Here is a 14,194-nt window from a genome sequence, read left to right as displayed (position 1 = left end):
CAATGCGGTTGCCAGTAGCCGACACATCAACTTTTGCTGACACCTCCAGCTATTGACAGCATGTAACATCCGTTGCATGGCATATCGTACCCTGATCACCGCCGCTGGCCTGTGCGCTCTTCTCGGTGCCGGCAGCGCTGCGCATGCGCAATTTGCAGACATGCGCCAATCCCCTACCCTCTATGTCCAAGGCGGTTTGGCCGAACGCAGTGCGCGTACGCTGACCGTGGGCTCCACCATCCCGCTGGGCTGGAACACCTATTGGTGGGGCCACGCCGTGACCACGCACTGGGACATGAGCTTGTCGATGTGGAACTCCGAGCGCGAGTTCGAATCGGGCCGCCGCAATATCGCGGTACTCGGCCTCAAGCCCGTGCTGCGCTTTCACAGCAAAAGCCAGTACCCCTGGTTTGTGGAAGCCGGTGTCGGCGGCTATCTGTCCAACCACTTGTACGAAAGCCGCGACAAGCATTTCTCCACCGCCTTCAACTTTGGCACGCACATCGGTGTGGGCTACTTCACCGGCATGAAGCGCGAGAACGAATGGATGCTGCGGGTCGAGCATGTCTCGAACGCTTCCATCAAAAAGCCCAACCCCGGCGAGAACTTTGTCCAGCTGCGCTACGCGCGCCATTTCTGAGTCCGGGCCAAGCGGGCAAGTGCAGCTATCGCCCTCACCTGCCCGCCGTTCTTCTTATTCCAAGCTACCGCCGTTCTGGCGGTATTTTTTTGTCTGCTGCCCGGTGCTGACAGGACGAGGCAAATACAGACCGCTGGTGAGCTTTAGAGACTTTAGCCAGCCAACGGCCCTACTCCTGCCATTTCAAGGCGTCTGCGCGGGTTCTGGCGCGGTTCAGCAAGCGGCTTGTCGCAATGCGCGCAACTGCTCCAGATCAGAAGCAAGGTGCTCACGCAATCGAATGGAGGGAGGCTTCATGGTGCAGCACGGCAAGAAGGCGTTCAAGCCATCTTCGCCGGCATTCAATGGGAACACAGTTGCGCAAGCGCGGATCTGTGTTCTTCCAGGCCAAAGAACAAGGCTTTTCAGACAAAAAGCTGCCTCTTCTCTCGTCTCCCGCTGCACTTTCCCAGCCCCGGTTGTTTCCGACTGACTATGCCGGTTTTCCGCTATTGCGCAGACCGAGAAAAACACGCAAGCTCAAGATATACAAGGAAAAAACGAAATCAAGGTTCCGGCCAAAACAGGCCGTTATAGATTTTCTTAATACGCAATGTGCGCGAAAGCACAGGGCAAAAAGCCTGTTTTTCAAGCCTTCCGGGGCCTCTCAGCAGCTGGCTCCCAGCCATTGGACATCGCCGTTCTCAGGCACTTTTCTCGCGCTCTTCGCCCCCCAGCCTTTCTCAGCCCTTTGGCTTCATCCCCTTCTCCAGCCATTGAAACACGTCAAAACCGCGTTCTGCCTCTGCGTTCTTCCCGTAATCTGAAATTTTTCATGAGATGAAATTTCTGGAGACTTGGATGTTTGTTTTTCCTTTAAAGTTTTTAAAAGAATAGTAGGTAGTAGTAGAAGACTGGCTGTTTCTGTGGATAAGCCAGATTCTCCACAAAAATTCAATATCTTGCATTCCTCATATCCATGTGCGCCAGGGCAGGCTGCTGCTGTCAGTGATAAGTGGATAACTCTGCTTTGGGGCCCCGTCTTGTGCATAAGTGCCATACCTTGCCTGGCTTATGCACAGACAAAGCCCGGCGCCTCTTTACTGCAAGTCATTGAATATAAACACTTATTATTGATTGACGAAATGCAGCTTAAAAAATAGGCAGCGCTAACGCGATGGATCACGGGCTGGACGTGGGGTGGAAGCTTATCCACAAGCGGATGCAACCAAATGATAGGCGTGGCTGGCAGTTCATCGACGGGATGTTGCTGTGGATAAGTATTTTGTCTCAGAAAAATCAACCGCTTGCCAAGAACGGGCGCTGTGTGCCCGTTGGCTGATGGGCTGTGGATGACTCAGGCATAGTTTCACCAAAATGCCCAGGTCTGTGGATAACATCGCATTTATTCCTTGCTTATCCAAGATGTTATCCACTGATTCCCTTATTTACCCTGGAAAAAAACTGGAAACCAGCCTCTCGTGGCTGGGTAACAGCGGCTGATGGGGTTGCGCGGCCGGGTTGGCGGCTCGGCAGCGTTCAGGCCTTTCTGGCGGGCCTGAACGCTGGCCTGGCGTGAGGCCCAGGCCAGCACTGTTTCTCGGCCTCCCGGCTGCCTCCATGGGCGCTGTGCGGCTGCTTTTGCATGAACTGCTGCGGCTCCGCGCGCGGCACTTGGCCTTTGCGCGGCATAGATCCGCCTGTCTTGCACGGGCTCGTGGCCGGCTTGGCACTGGAAATCAGCCCGCCTTGGGCGGGAGCAACGGCCAAGCAGCAGTTTTTTAGGAAAAAGGGCCTGGTTCGGTCTGAAACCTCGGCTTGGCCAAGCCAATCCCCCTCTAACGCCGCATGGAGTAGGCGCCAGGCGCTTTGGAGGCGAGGCGGAACAGGCGCTTTTCGAACATCGTCCGTGCCCACAGGCTGCTTGAAGCGGAGGGCGGGGCGTTTGTCGCGCCGATTTTCCACAAAAAACGGCAACGAAGCCGCCTCAGCCGTGGTTTTGGCCGGGGCTGCAGGCTGGCCTGGCAAATTTCTTTGCCAAAAACTATTCAAATAATTTGAATTAAACAGGCCAAAGCTTCCATTTCTAATACAGCCTGTTATACCAAAGCATTTCTGAAATTGATCAAAAAACAGGCATGAGCTAGCCAAAAAATGGCCATCCCATCAACAAGTTATCAAATGCCAAGCTTGTGGATATATTTTGTAATGCAAAATATTTCGTGATGTGAAATTGCAGTTGATACCAAGCTATCCACAAACCAAAAATAGAGAAACCAGAGGACTATCGCTGAAAAATGTGGACAAGTAAAGCCCCAAGAGATGCTTGTTGTTAACAGCTTTCAGCATCAAAACTTATCCACATTTGCATAAAGTTGGGCCAAGTGGCAGGCGAAGCCGGACCAAAGCGCACGTGCATAAAGATGTTGATAACATTTTAATAAAATAAATCCTTTTAAAATCAAATATATAGGTGGTACTAAATAAGTTATCAACAGAAAGATGTTGGAAAAAATGTGTCAACACAGAGATGTGATTAACATCTTTAAGCAATTGATTTTTAATAAATTGAAAAAATGACAACCTGTGATGAAATGTACGCTCGTTGCTGCTTGCTGAGAAAAATTTAACCGAGAAATGTCCGTAATTTTATGGAATTACCACTAAAAGACATAAGTTATTAACAAAAGCGCAAGGAAGATGGCGTAGTCTGATCTGTTGATAACTTTGTTGGTATCTGTCTATGGTTGTTTTGTACAGCAATTTGTTGATAAGCTGTAGATAAAATCAAAAATGATAGCGCGACATGCTGATGCTTAGTGCTGCAGCTGAAAGCAGTGCCAAGAAGGCTGTGCTGGCACAGTCGTTCAACAGGCTTGAACCCAAGGCTGGTTCAGCGGCATGGCCGCCTCGGTTGTTGGGAATGGGATGGGCGGCGCCTTGCCGCAGGGCGACGGCGCAGGGCGCGCCATGCCGGTGGCACCATGCCACCAGCCCGGGCTGGGATCAGGCGGGGAGGCCGCCTGGCGTTGCGCTTGCCGGCTATGCGCCACCGGGGGCAAAAAAAAGCACCGCGTTGCGGTGCTGGGGGAGGAGGGGGCGAGAGCTCAGGCTTCGCTGTCTTCGGCCGCTCCGGCTCGGATGGTGTCGCGGTTGCTCTTGTCGCGCATTTTGGCAATGTCGGTGTCGAGGGCCCGGTGCAGTTTTTCGAGGGCGGCGTTGAAGGCTTCGGCCACTTTTTCCGCCTCGGCGTTCACGGCGAGCGGCTGGCGGCCGGTGGCTCGGGTTTCCATGACGCAGCGTTTGCCTTTTCCGCCATTTTTCAGGGCATCGACGTCGGTCAGATAGACCTCGACGCGGGTCACATATTCTCGAAAGCGCGAGAGCTTGGCCTGGACCTCGGTTTGCGCCCATTGCGCCAGCGAATCTCCGCCCTGAACATTGTCACCTGCGTGCACTTGTACTTGCATGGATGTGCTCCTTTCTCGACAGTGCCGGGGCCTTCCCCGGCGTTGGCAACCAGTGCTGTCAAGCAGTGCGCCTGTCAGCACCTTGCGCACCATCCTAACCTGCAATTGCACTGCCGCCGAAGTGCGCACATCCAATATGGGTATAAGCCCTGAGTTTTCTCAAATGTCCTACAGAGTCGCCATTTTCCCGGCATGGGTGGCAAATGTAGCCGCGCTGATGCGATAGAGCACATGGGCCTTGAGCGGGTGATCGCCGGGCAGGGCCGGGTGGTCAAAATCGCCGGCCAGATCGCGCGCCATGCCCAGGCGCTGCATTACGGCTTGTGAGGGCTGGTTGCTGACGGTGGTGAAGGCCACTATCTCTGGCAGTTGCAGTTGCTCAAAGCCCAGCTGCAAAGCGGCGCGGGCCGCTTCGGTGGCAAAACCCTGGTGCCAGGCATGGCGGGCCAGCCGCCAGGCGACCTCGACGCAAGGCATGAACGGCAGCGGGTCTTGCGGCACGTGCAGGCCGACAAAGCCGATAAAGCGCTGGTCGGCCTTGCGCTCTACGGCCCAAATGCCCCAGCCGCGCGCGGCCAGCAGTGCCTCGCATTTGGCCACCATGGCGTCGCTTTGCGGCCGGCTGAGCGGTGCGGGGAAATAGCGCATCACTTGCGCATCGGCCGACATGGCGGCAAACGGCTCCCGGTCAGCTGCACGCCATTGGCGCAGCTGCAGCCGCTCGGTAGATGGCTCGTACAGCACAGGGGGCGAAGGCGTTGTCATGTCGTTGTCGGCTCCAGAAGAGTGCAAAGAAAAGGCATGCAGCGCTTATGAAGAAAGCGCTGCATGCCTTTGCATTCTGTCCCTGGACACGGGTGCCTGGCTGCAGCCAGTGCCCATGCCTTTAACAGTGATCAGTGGTGGTGGCCATGTGCACCGTGCACGTGGCGGTGGGCGATTTCATCTTCGCTGGCGGCGCGCACATCGAGCACCTTGCCGCTGAAATGCAGGGCCTGGCCGGCCAGCGGGTGGTTGCCATCCAGATGCACTTCGGGGCCCTTGATTTTCTTGACGTAGTAAACCTGCGGCTCGCCCTTGTCGTTGGCGCCGCGCAGCTGGCCGCCCACCTTGACGCCGGGAGGGAACTCGCCCTTGGGGATGACGCGCACCAGGCTTTCGTCGCGCACGCCGAAGGCGTCTTCCACCGCCAAGTCGATGTTGGCGCTGAAGCCCTTGGCCTGGCCGTCAAAAGCGGCTTCCACCTTGGGGAAGATGTTGTCGTAGCCGCCATGCAGATAGGCCAGGGTGCCGGCGTCCACCGGCTTGCCCTGGGCGTCGGTGACTTTGTATTGCAGGGTGACGGCGCTGTCTTTGGTGATGTTCATGCTGGTGTCAAAGAGTCTGGCAAAACTGCAAGTGTAGGGGCTGGCCGCCGGGCTGCAGGTTTGCGCTGCCACAAACCCTGGCTTTGACAGGGCGCAACATGGCCTGCTCTCCTACGGAACGTGGTTTTGTTGCGGCGCAAGATGGGGAATGTCTGGCGCCTGCCACGGCTTCTCCTGGCGGGCGCCAGCCCGTTTTTTGTGAAAGGAAACACAGCATGTCCGAACAACTCGCCGGCAAGGTGGCTTATGTGACGGGAGCCGCCAGCGGCATTGGCAAGGCGATTGCCGATCTGTACGCCAAAGAGGGCGCGAAAGTGGTGATTGCCGATCTGAAACAAGACGCCGCCGATGCGGCCGCCCAAGACATCCGCAGCCGTGGCGGCCAGGCCCTGGGCGTGGCGGTGGATGTGACACAGGAAGCGCAGGTCGACGCCTCGGTGGAAGCCGCGGTGAAAGCCTTTGGCGGTATCGATATTCTGGTGAGCAATGCAGGCATACAGATCGTCAAGCCGGTGCAGGATTTCAGCCTGGCCGAATGGCAAAAAATGCTGGCCATCCAGCTCGACGGCGCTTTTTTGACCACGCGCGCCTGCATCAAGCACATGTATGCGCAAGGGCGGGGCGGCAGCATCATCTACACCGGCTCGGTGCACTCCAAAGAGGCCTCCAAGCTGAAAGCGCCATATGTCACGGCCAAGCACGGCTTAGAAGGCCTGGCCAAGGTGGTGGCGAAAGAAGGCGGCCCGCAAGGCGTGCGCGCCAACGTGATTTGCCCAGGCTATGTGCGCACTCCGCTGGTCGACAAACAAATCCCCGAGCAGGCGAAGGAGCTGGGCATCAGTGAGGAAGAAGTCATCAAAAACGTGATGCTCAAGGAAACGGTGGACGGCGAGTTCACCACCTTGGACGACGTGGCACGGGTAGCACTGTTTTTTGCCGCTTTCCCCACCAATGCGCTGACCGGCCAGTCTCTGGTGGTGAGCCACGGCTGGTTTATGCAGTAAACCATGCCGTAATGCGTGTGGGCGCCGCTTCAGCCTTTTCTGGCGGCGTTGCCAGTGCCTGCCAGCACTGAAAGCGCGCATTCCCCTTATCTGGCGGGTGCTTGCTGCTATTAAAAATACTGCGCTCAAGCTGCACCGCCAGAAACTGCTTACATCTAATACCGGTTGCAGCGCTTGAGGGCGTGCAAGGTCCGGCCGTCCTGCCGCACAATCGCGGCTTGGTCTGTTGACAACTCCCTCTATCAGGCGATGCCTCTTTTCTCTGTTGTGCGAACTTTTTTGGCCCGGCTGCTGCAAGCCCTGCTGGGCGGCCTGCGCCGCGTGCAAGCCTGGCTGGCTGCCCGCAGCAAAAAACAATGGGCCCTGGCCGTGCTGGCCTTGCCGCTGGCGCTGCTCTTGTATGTGCTGGTGTTGATACCGCTGACCCCGTCGATCAGCGACATCAAAAAAGCCAAGGTCGAGGCACCGACCCAGCTGATGTCGGCCGATGGCAAGGTGCTGGCGCAATACAAGCGCGCCAACCGCGAATGGGTGGCGCTCAAGGACATCTCGCCCAATGTCATCAACGCGCTGATCTCTACCGAAGACCACCGCTTCTACGAGCACGGCGGCATGGACTGGCGCCGCACCCTGGGCTCGGTCGTGCACACGGCCATGGGGCGGCCGCAAGGCGGCTCCACCATCACGCAGCAGCTGGCGCGCAACATGTTCCCTGAGGAAATTGGCCGCGCCCGCTCGCTCAACCGCAAGCTCAAAGAGGCGGTGACGGCGTACAAGATCGAATCGGCCTACACCAAGGACGAGATCCTCGAAACCTACCTGAACACGGTGCCCTTTTTGTACAACGCCTTCGGCATTGAGATGGCGGCGCGCACCTATTTCGACAAACCGGCGAGCAAGCTCAACGTGATCGAGGCGGCCACCCTGGTGGGCATGCTCAAAGGCACCAGCTACTACAACCCGGTCAACAACCCCGAGCGCGCGCAAAACCGCCGCAACACCGTGCTGGCGCAGATGAACAAGCACGACAAGCTCAGCGACAAGGATTTTGAGACCCTCAAAAAACGCCCGATCAAGCTGGATTTTGAGCGCCAGGACGAGGCCATTGGCATGGCACCGCACTTTGCGCAAGCGCTGCGCAAATGGCTGATCGACTGGGCCGACGCGAACGACTACAACATCTACGCCGATGGCCTGGTGGTGCAGACCACCATCGACTCGCGCATCCAGCAATGGGCCAACCAGGCCGTCAGCAAACACGGCCGACAGTTGCAAGTGACCGCCAATGGTTTGTGGAACCCGCGCAGCAGCTTCTCCGGCAAGAACCCGCTGGTGCTAAGCCTGGTGCGCGAGAGCAAGGTTTATCGCCAAGCGGTGGAAGGCGGTGAAGACAAGGACGAAGCGCTCAAACGCCTGCTGGCCGACGCTGATTTCATGGCCGATCTGCGCCAGGACAAAGTGCGCGTGCAAGCCGGCTTCATGGCCATGGACCCGCGCAACGCCCATGTGCTGGCCTGGGTAGGCAGCCGCGATTTCGCCATCGACCCGTTCGACCATGTGGCCCAGGCCAGACGCCAACCGGGCTCTACCTTCAAGCCCTTTGTCTACGGCGCAGCGCTGCTGAACGGCGCCTTGCCCACCGACCAGTTGATGGACGAAGCGGTCAGCATCCCCGTGCCCGGCAGCGCGCCTTGGCGCCCCACCGACGGCGGCCCGCCCTCGAACCAACCCATGACACTGGCCGACGGCCTGGCGTACTCCAAAAACACCATCACCGCGCAGGTGATGGCCAAGGTGGGACCGGCCAAGGTCGCCAAGCTGGCGCGCAGCCTGGGTGTGCGCGAGAGCAAGCTAGAAGAAGTGCTGTCGCTGGCGCTGGGCACCAGCCCGGTCACCTTGCAGGAAATGGTGACCGCCTACGCCAGCTTGGCCAACGGCGGCGCTTACCGCGCGCCCATCATGGTCACGCGCATCACCAATCGCGAAGGTAAAGTGTTGGCCGAGTTTGAGCCACCCGAGGCCGAGCTGGCGCTGGACAATGGCGTGGACTACGCACTGATCGACATGATGCGCGGTGTCATCACCAAAGGCACCGGCAAAGGCGTGGCGCGCTACGGCGTGAGCGGCGACTGGGCCGGTAAAACCGGCACCACGCAAGACAATGCCGACGGCTGGTTCATGCTGATGCACCCCGACTTGGTCGCTGGCGCCTGGGTGGGCTTCAACGACAGCCGCATCACCTTGAACGACTACTGGGGCCAGGGCGCGCACAGCGCTTTGCCCATCGTGGCTGATGTGGCCGCCGCTGCGCAGCGCACCAAGCTGGTCGACGCCAAAGCACGCTTTGAACCGCCGGCCGAAAACAACACCTTTGTGCAGCGCCTGCGCAGCTGGCTGCTGGGTTTTGGCAGCAACAAAGAACCGATCGATCCCTTCGAGCACCCGCCTGCCGTAGAAGGCAACGACAACGGCCAGGGCGGACAGCCACCGGTGATCGAAGACCCGGAAGCCCGCCCCGTTGGCACACCGCCGCAGCCCGACCACGGTATGCGTGGCCCCAGCGGCGAAGGCGACTACCCGGTCTACAACGGCGAGGTAGTGCCACCCTCGGGCGCGCCGCGCCCCAACGATCCCGTGCGCCCGCAGCCCGGCGTGGTTGTGCCCGGCCCTGGCAGCGCAGCGCCTGCAAGCCCAGACGGCGCACAGACCGGGCCTGCCGTTGCTCCACCGGCATCTTCCATGCCCGGCGGCATGTCGCCTGCCAACATGCCCCGCAACAACCCACCGCCTATCGAGCGCGGCGTTGTGGTCTCACCTGTTGCGCCAGGCACGCCTTCCGCGCCAGTACAGCAAGCCCCGGCGGATGGCGACGTGGTCTGGCGCCGCGCATCGCCGCAACCTGCGGGACAAGCCGGAGAGGCAGGGATTTCTGCGGGGGAAGTGGGGCGTTGAGGCGGGGTGCGAGGGTAGCCGCTCTCAGGACTTGAGAGGTGGCGCTTCTCGCTGACGTTGGCGGAGGCTTTCTTCGTAGTTATCCTTGAGGATGACCCCGGCATAGTAAATATGCTCTCGCATCAGCTGTTCGGCACGGGTGCAGTCGCGGTCCATGATGGCTTGCAAGATGCGATGGTGGTCATCATGCGATCGGGCAATGATGCGGTGGTCGTGCCAGAGCATGACGCGATCCGATGCAAACGCCAGTGCCTGGGCCTGTATGGCAAAGCGCTCTGCGACCGAGTTTTGGGCGCTCTGGATCAGCGTGTTGTGGAAGCGTACGTTCATCTGCCGGTATGGCTCCAGATCCATCTCTTGCAGCGATCCTTTGGCGAGAATTTGGTCGCCAATCGCCAAACATTCGAGCAAGCAGGTCTGCGCCTCTTCCGTCAGACCTTTGAGGGCGGTGTGCCGACAGACTAGGCCTTCCAGCACTGCCCGAACCTCATAGGTCGGCATGATCTCGTCTATCGAAAACGTCCGAATCACGTAGCCCCGCTTGGGCATGTGATCGATCAGCCCTTCGTTTGACAGCGTTGCCAGGGCAGCGCGGACAGGGGTTCGCGAAACCGACAAGCGTTCGGAAAGCGGTATTTCTTCAATTCGGCTGCCTTGCTCGAATTCCCCTGCAAGAATCCAGTTCCGCAAGATGTCGGTCACTTTTTGGGCCAGTGTATCCATGCCTTCAAGTATACATGAGCCATGAAAATTGACATTAATCAGGGTATGTACGCATGAAAAATAGATGCCATGTATACACAATGGCGGTATTCATCAAAGACGACGGAGGCAGATGGTGCGTATTGCATTGGTTACAGGTGGCGGGCAAGGTATTGGTGCTGAAGTGTGCAAACAGCTGGCGGAAAGTGGCTTGAGGGTCGTCGTGACAGATATCAATGAGGCAAATGCGAAGCAGTTGGCTGCCTCGTTGGGAAGCGGGCATGTATACAAGCATCTGGATGTGTGTGACGAGCAGCAAGTCAAGCAAGTATTTGCCGAAGTGGAAAAGGAACTCGGCCCGGTGTCGGTTCTGGTCTGCGTGGCCGGCTTGCTGATTCATGACCATGGAGACCGCATTCCATTCCATGAGATGAGCACGGATAACTGGGAGCGAACCTTTCAGGTCAATGCTCGCGGTGTGTTTTTCTGTGGGCGAGAGTTGTTGGCGTTGCGCCAAGACGGCAAGGCCCAGCAAGGACGAATCGTTACCTTTGGCTCGGTGGCGGCTCAGTTGGGGGGATACCGCTCAAGTTCCAGCTATATCGCAGCCAAGTCAGCCGTTATGGGTTTGACCAAAGCTATGGCGCGTGAGTCTGCACATTTGGGGTTTACCGTGAATTCGGTGGCGCCAGGTTTGATCGATACCGAAATGCTGCGTTCCACCGTGCAAAGCAGTGGCGCCTTGTCGACCGCTGCCTCGAATATTCCACTGGGTCGCATTGGCACGGTAGCCGACGTGGCCAACGCAGTGAGCTATTTGGTCTCCGAGCAGGCCAGTTACATCACGGGTGGTGTGATAGACGTCAATGGCGGCTATCGCATGCAGTGACGGGTGAAAAAGAGAAGTTCAAAAACCATCAAGGAGACAAAAAATGAAAGCGAAATTGGTAGCGAAAGCAGTATCGGTCATGCTCATCAGCTTGTCGTCGGCGGCCTGGGCACAAAGCGAGCCTGGAGTCACCAAGGACACCATCAAAATCGGAATGTTTTCGCCTTTGTCGGGAGCGTCGATGGCCTATGGTTTCGACGTCATCAATGCGGCGAAGATGTGGTATGCCAAGACTAACAAGGAAGGCGGCATACACGGGCGGAAGATCGAGCTGGTTGTGGAAGACGACCGCTGCAATGCCAACGATCTGCTCGCTGCTGTTAAAAAACTGACTGAGCAGGACAAAGTGTTCATGCTCAATGGCGGCTCTTGCTCTGCAGCCGTGGTGGGCGCTCGTGAATACATAGAGCGCTCCCAAATCCCTTTGGTGATGCTCAACGCATCAGCAGACGGAGCGCTGTATCCGCCATCCAAATATATCTATGGCGCGTTCTCGATCACTCAGCGAACGCTCGGCGGCTCTTCCGTGCAATTCGCCTTTGACCATGTGAAAGCCAAGAAGATTGGCTATATCAACCATGACGATGCCTATGGTGGCTGGAATCTGGAAGGCGCCAAGGCACAACTCGCGGTCATGCCTGGAGCGTCTCTGGAAGTGCAATCGGTCAACCCGAACATCACGGACGTCACCGCGCCCATGATGAAGCTGCGGGCTGCCAATCCCGATGCGCTGGTCATTACCACCTATGCCAGACCTGCCAGCCTGATCATCAAGCGTGCTTTTGAACTGGGCTTTAATAAGCCCATCATCATCACCGTGACGGCAACGGCAGACTTGAAGTCTCTGGTCGAAAACGTGGGTAACAAGGAAGCGTTCAAGAACGTCTATGTTCAGGATGTGTTGGCAGACTTCCCCGGCAGCCCCAAGCTGAAGTGGGTGTACGACATGTACAAGGAATACTACCCAGAGCTGGCTGCCAAGCCCGGTCATCCGCAAAACTACATGCCTTATGGTTTGGCGCCCGCCATGACAGTGGTGAATGCCTTGAAGGCTGTTGGCCCTGAACCCACGCGAGAGAAGGTACTGGCAGCCATGTCCACCATGAAGTTTGATTCGGGTGTGCTGGCTACGCCGATCGAGTTCTCGCCGACGGACCATGCTGCTCAAAAAGCCGCTATTTACCTGAAGTTTGATGGTCAGACGCAAACCATGATTCCAGGTAACTACAAGGCTGTCTGGACCTACAAGCCCTAAACCTGCAACTTTTCCCCGCCTTGAGCGCCGCACGCAAGTGCCAGGGCGCGGGGATTCTGCACCCTCACAGGAGGGAATTGAGAATGAGTATTTCTGATATCTGGATGTTTCTGCAGCAAGGGGTGCTGTCAGGATTGGTGACAGGCAGCGTGTACGCATTGCTGGCAATTGCGATTGTGATTGTCTTCAAAACCACCGATGTACCAAACTTCTCGCAAGGCGAGATTTTCATGTTCGGCGGCTATGTGGCTTTGTTCCTGCTGAGTGTTTGGAACTGGAGCTATTGGCCCGCCGCAGTGGCAGCCATTGTGGTGACTGCGGTGGTCGCTGGTTTGTTCCAGCGTGTGGTGATGCAAAAAGTGGTGGAAAGCAAGGGCGTTGGTGTGCAGATGGTAATTGCGACGCTGGGATTTGCCTATTTGCTTAAAGGCCTCGTGCGCAAGACGGGCTTGGGAGATACCCCCCGCTCACTGCCATCGGTCGTCTCGCAAGACACGGTGTTGATCGGACAAGCGGCATTGACCAAGCTGGATTTGGCTATTTTTGTGACCGCTTTGGTTGCCATGGTGGCCCTGTGGTGGATGTTCACCAAAACGCGGACTGGCAAGGCCATGCGTGCGGTGGGTATGAACCCCCGTGGCTCGCAGATTGTGGGAGTCAACCTGGCCAAAATTCGCACGCAAATCTGGTGCCTCACTGGCGTTTTGTCTGCGATCTCGGCGTTGCTGATCACTCCCAAGATTTTGATCACGCCGGACATCGGCCACATCGCCATTGTGGCTTATGCGGCTGCGATTGTCGGAGGCTTCACCAGCCTGCCCGGTGCCGTTTTGGGTGGATTTGTCATTGGTGTGTTGGAAAACCTGGTGGGTTTGTTCATCTCGTCCAATGCCATTGTCGTAACCCCATTCGTGGCCATCATGGTGGTGCTGTTGTTCCGACCGCAGGGGCTCTTGGGCGGTAAACCGCAGACCAAAAAAGTCTAGAGAGGGCAGCATGTTGAATACGAAAAAAATGGATGCTGGCCTGCTTCTGGGTTTGCTGGCTGTGTTGGTGGTTCTTCCGTTTACCGCCAGTGGCTATGTGTTGTACCTGGTCAATCTCTTAATGGTTTTTGTGGTGCTGGCGCTAGGCATGCATCTGGTGATTGGTGAGACGGGCCAGTTCGCCCTTTCACACGCTGCCTTCTTTGGCATTGGCATCTACACCGCTGGCATCATCAACAACCATTGGTCGCCGCCATTCGTGGTGTCCATTGCCGCTGCTGCTGTTGTGGCTGGCATCGTGGGCTATTTCATAGGCCTGCTGGCACTGCGTGTTCGCGACATCTATTTGGCTCTGTGCACGTTTGCGTTCGGAGAGGCCATGCAGTGGGTGTTCTTGAGCTGGGACTCAGTCACCAATGGTTCCAACGGTCTGCGGATGAAACCAGCGTCCATTCTGGGCTTTCAACTGGTTTCCGATTTGAATGCTTATCCCTTTGTGGTGGCCATAGCAGCCATCATGCTGTGGGCCACCGTCAAGATTTCTCGCTCACGCCTGGGCCATGCGTTCAGAGCTACGCGTGAAAGCGATGTCGCAGCCATTGCCATGGGCGTCAACACCAAGGCGATCAAGGTGTCTGCATTTGTTCTGTCGGCCATTTTTGCCGGTGTGGCTGGCGGTATGTATACCTTGTTTGTCTCGTTCATTCATCCGGAGAGTCTGGGCTTTCAAACCACCATTTTGATTTTGACCATGGTGGTAGTGGGAGGTATGGGCTCGGTGCGCGGCGCGATTGTCGGAGCCATCATTTTTGGCTTGCTGTCAGAGCTGATGAGGCAAGTTCCGTCGTACCAGGAAATTATCTATGGCCTCGTGCTGATGGGCTTCATGATGTTTTTGCCCAAGGGCTTGGCGTCTTTGATCAAAGCCAGAACCTAAGCGAGGAAGTACA

At 57.3% G+C, this 14,194-nt stretch carries 12 protein-coding genes; 8 read left to right on the top strand and 4 right to left on the bottom strand.

Features of this window, described 5'->3' with window-relative positions; all coding sequences use genetic code 11:
• Positions 1–76 precede the first annotated feature (76 nt).
• A complete protein-coding gene (locus tag ACFIQF_RS05570; protein WP_393940920.1) occupies positions 77–640 on the top strand; it encodes an acyloxyacyl hydrolase in 564 nt (187 codons plus the stop codon).
• Positions 641–984: 344 nt separating this feature from the next.
• The gene (locus tag ACFIQF_RS05565; protein WP_393940918.1) at positions 985–1,446 is read left to right on the top strand and encodes a hypothetical protein; all 462 of its coding nucleotides are present in this window, start codon (positions 985–987) and stop codon (positions 1,444–1,446) included.
• A gap of 2,280 nt (positions 1,447–3,726) precedes the next feature.
• Here ACFIQF_RS05565 and ACFIQF_RS05560 read toward each other — a convergent pair.
• From ACFIQF_RS05560 to ACFIQF_RS05550, 3 genes are all read right to left on the bottom strand, one after another.
• Positions 3,727–4,089, bottom strand: a complete 363-nt coding sequence (locus tag ACFIQF_RS05560) for an HPF/RaiA family ribosome-associated protein (RefSeq protein WP_393940916.1) — start codon at positions 4,087–4,089, stop codon at positions 3,727–3,729.
• Positions 4,090–4,257: 168 nt separating this feature from the next.
• Positions 4,258–4,854: a GNAT family N-acetyltransferase gene (locus tag ACFIQF_RS05555; protein ID WP_393940914.1), complete on the bottom strand. Its 597-nt coding sequence runs from the start codon at positions 4,852–4,854 to the stop codon at positions 4,258–4,260.
• A gap of 131 nt (positions 4,855–4,985) precedes the next feature.
• Positions 4,986–5,456 (bottom strand): FKBP-type peptidyl-prolyl cis-trans isomerase, encoded by a 471-nt coding sequence (locus ACFIQF_RS05550; protein ID WP_393940913.1) that lies wholly within the window; start codon positions 5,454–5,456, stop codon positions 4,986–4,988.
• Positions 5,457–5,671: 215 nt separating this feature from the next.
• Here ACFIQF_RS05550 and ACFIQF_RS05545 point away from each other — a divergent pair, with 215 nt between their 5' ends.
• Positions 5,672–6,460, top strand: coding sequence for a 3-hydroxybutyrate dehydrogenase (locus tag ACFIQF_RS05545; protein WP_393940911.1), 789 nt, complete (start codon positions 5,672–5,674; stop codon positions 6,458–6,460).
• Positions 6,461–6,709: 249 nt separating this feature from the next.
• Complete coding sequence (locus ACFIQF_RS05540; protein ID WP_393940910.1) at positions 6,710–9,412, top strand: penicillin-binding protein 1A; 2,703 nt, start codon at positions 6,710–6,712, stop codon at positions 9,410–9,412.
• A gap of 24 nt (positions 9,413–9,436) precedes the next feature.
• Here ACFIQF_RS05540 and ACFIQF_RS05535 read toward each other — a convergent pair whose 3' ends face one another.
• The gene (locus tag ACFIQF_RS05535) at positions 9,437–10,135 is read right to left on the bottom strand and encodes a GntR family transcriptional regulator (protein ID WP_393940908.1); all 699 of its coding nucleotides are present in this window, start codon (positions 10,133–10,135) and stop codon (positions 9,437–9,439) included.
• 112 nt (positions 10,136–10,247) lie between these two features.
• Here ACFIQF_RS05535 and ACFIQF_RS05530 point away from each other — a divergent pair, with 112 nt between their 5' ends.
• The 4 genes from ACFIQF_RS05530 to ACFIQF_RS05515 are packed head-to-tail and all read left to right on the top strand — an operon-like array spanning position 10,248 to position 14,181.
• On the top strand, positions 10,248–11,003 hold the full coding sequence (locus ACFIQF_RS05530; RefSeq protein ID WP_393940907.1) for an SDR family NAD(P)-dependent oxidoreductase: 756 nt from the start codon (positions 10,248–10,250) through the stop codon (positions 11,001–11,003).
• Positions 11,004–11,046: 43 nt separating this feature from the next.
• Positions 11,047–12,258 (top strand): ABC transporter substrate-binding protein, encoded by a 1,212-nt coding sequence (locus tag ACFIQF_RS05525; protein ID WP_393940906.1) that lies wholly within the window; start codon positions 11,047–11,049, stop codon positions 12,256–12,258.
• A 20-nt stretch (positions 12,259–12,278) separates the two neighbouring features.
• Positions 12,279–13,244, top strand: coding sequence for a branched-chain amino acid ABC transporter permease (locus ACFIQF_RS05520; RefSeq protein ID WP_393940904.1), 966 nt, complete (start codon positions 12,279–12,281; stop codon positions 13,242–13,244).
• A 28-nt stretch (positions 13,245–13,272) separates the two neighbouring features.
• The gene (locus ACFIQF_RS05515; protein WP_393940902.1) at positions 13,273–14,181 is read left to right on the top strand and encodes a branched-chain amino acid ABC transporter permease; all 909 of its coding nucleotides are present in this window, start codon (positions 13,273–13,275) and stop codon (positions 14,179–14,181) included.
• Positions 14,182–14,194 lie beyond the last annotated feature (13 nt).

Origin of the sequence: Comamonas trifloxystrobinivorans, assembly GCF_043359985.1 — a bacterium.
GTDB lineage: Bacteria > Pseudomonadota > Gammaproteobacteria > Burkholderiales > Burkholderiaceae_C > Comamonas > Comamonas trifloxystrobinivorans.
Note: the sequence above shows the minus strand (reverse complement) of the source record. Positions and strands in the feature narration are given on the sequence as shown.

Coding starts and splice junctions, on each gene's coding strand:
- ACFIQF_RS05570 (WP_393940920.1), top strand. CDS start 77: ATGGCATATCGTACCCTGATCACCGCCGCTGGCCTGTGCGCTCTTCTC.
- ACFIQF_RS05565 (WP_393940918.1), top strand. CDS start 985: ATGGGAACACAGTTGCGCAAGCGCGGATCTGTGTTCTTCCAGGCCAAA.
- ACFIQF_RS05560 (WP_393940916.1), bottom strand. CDS start 4,089: ATGCAAGTACAAGTGCACGCAGGTGACAATGTTCAGGGCGGAGATTCG.
- ACFIQF_RS05555 (WP_393940914.1), bottom strand. CDS start 4,854: ATGACAACGCCTTCGCCCCCTGTGCTGTACGAGCCATCTACCGAGCGG.
- ACFIQF_RS05550 (WP_393940913.1), bottom strand. CDS start 5,456: ATGAACATCACCAAAGACAGCGCCGTCACCCTGCAATACAAAGTCACC.
- ACFIQF_RS05545 (WP_393940911.1), top strand. CDS start 5,672: ATGTCCGAACAACTCGCCGGCAAGGTGGCTTATGTGACGGGAGCCGCC.
- ACFIQF_RS05540 (WP_393940910.1), top strand. CDS start 6,710: ATGCCTCTTTTCTCTGTTGTGCGAACTTTTTTGGCCCGGCTGCTGCAA.
- ACFIQF_RS05535 (WP_393940908.1), bottom strand. CDS start 10,135: ATGGATACACTGGCCCAAAAAGTGACCGACATCTTGCGGAACTGGATT.
- ACFIQF_RS05530 (WP_393940907.1), top strand. CDS start 10,248: ATGGTGCGTATTGCATTGGTTACAGGTGGCGGGCAAGGTATTGGTGCT.
- ACFIQF_RS05525 (WP_393940906.1), top strand. CDS start 11,047: ATGAAAGCGAAATTGGTAGCGAAAGCAGTATCGGTCATGCTCATCAGC.
- ACFIQF_RS05515 (WP_393940902.1), top strand. CDS start 13,273: ATGGATGCTGGCCTGCTTCTGGGTTTGCTGGCTGTGTTGGTGGTTCTT.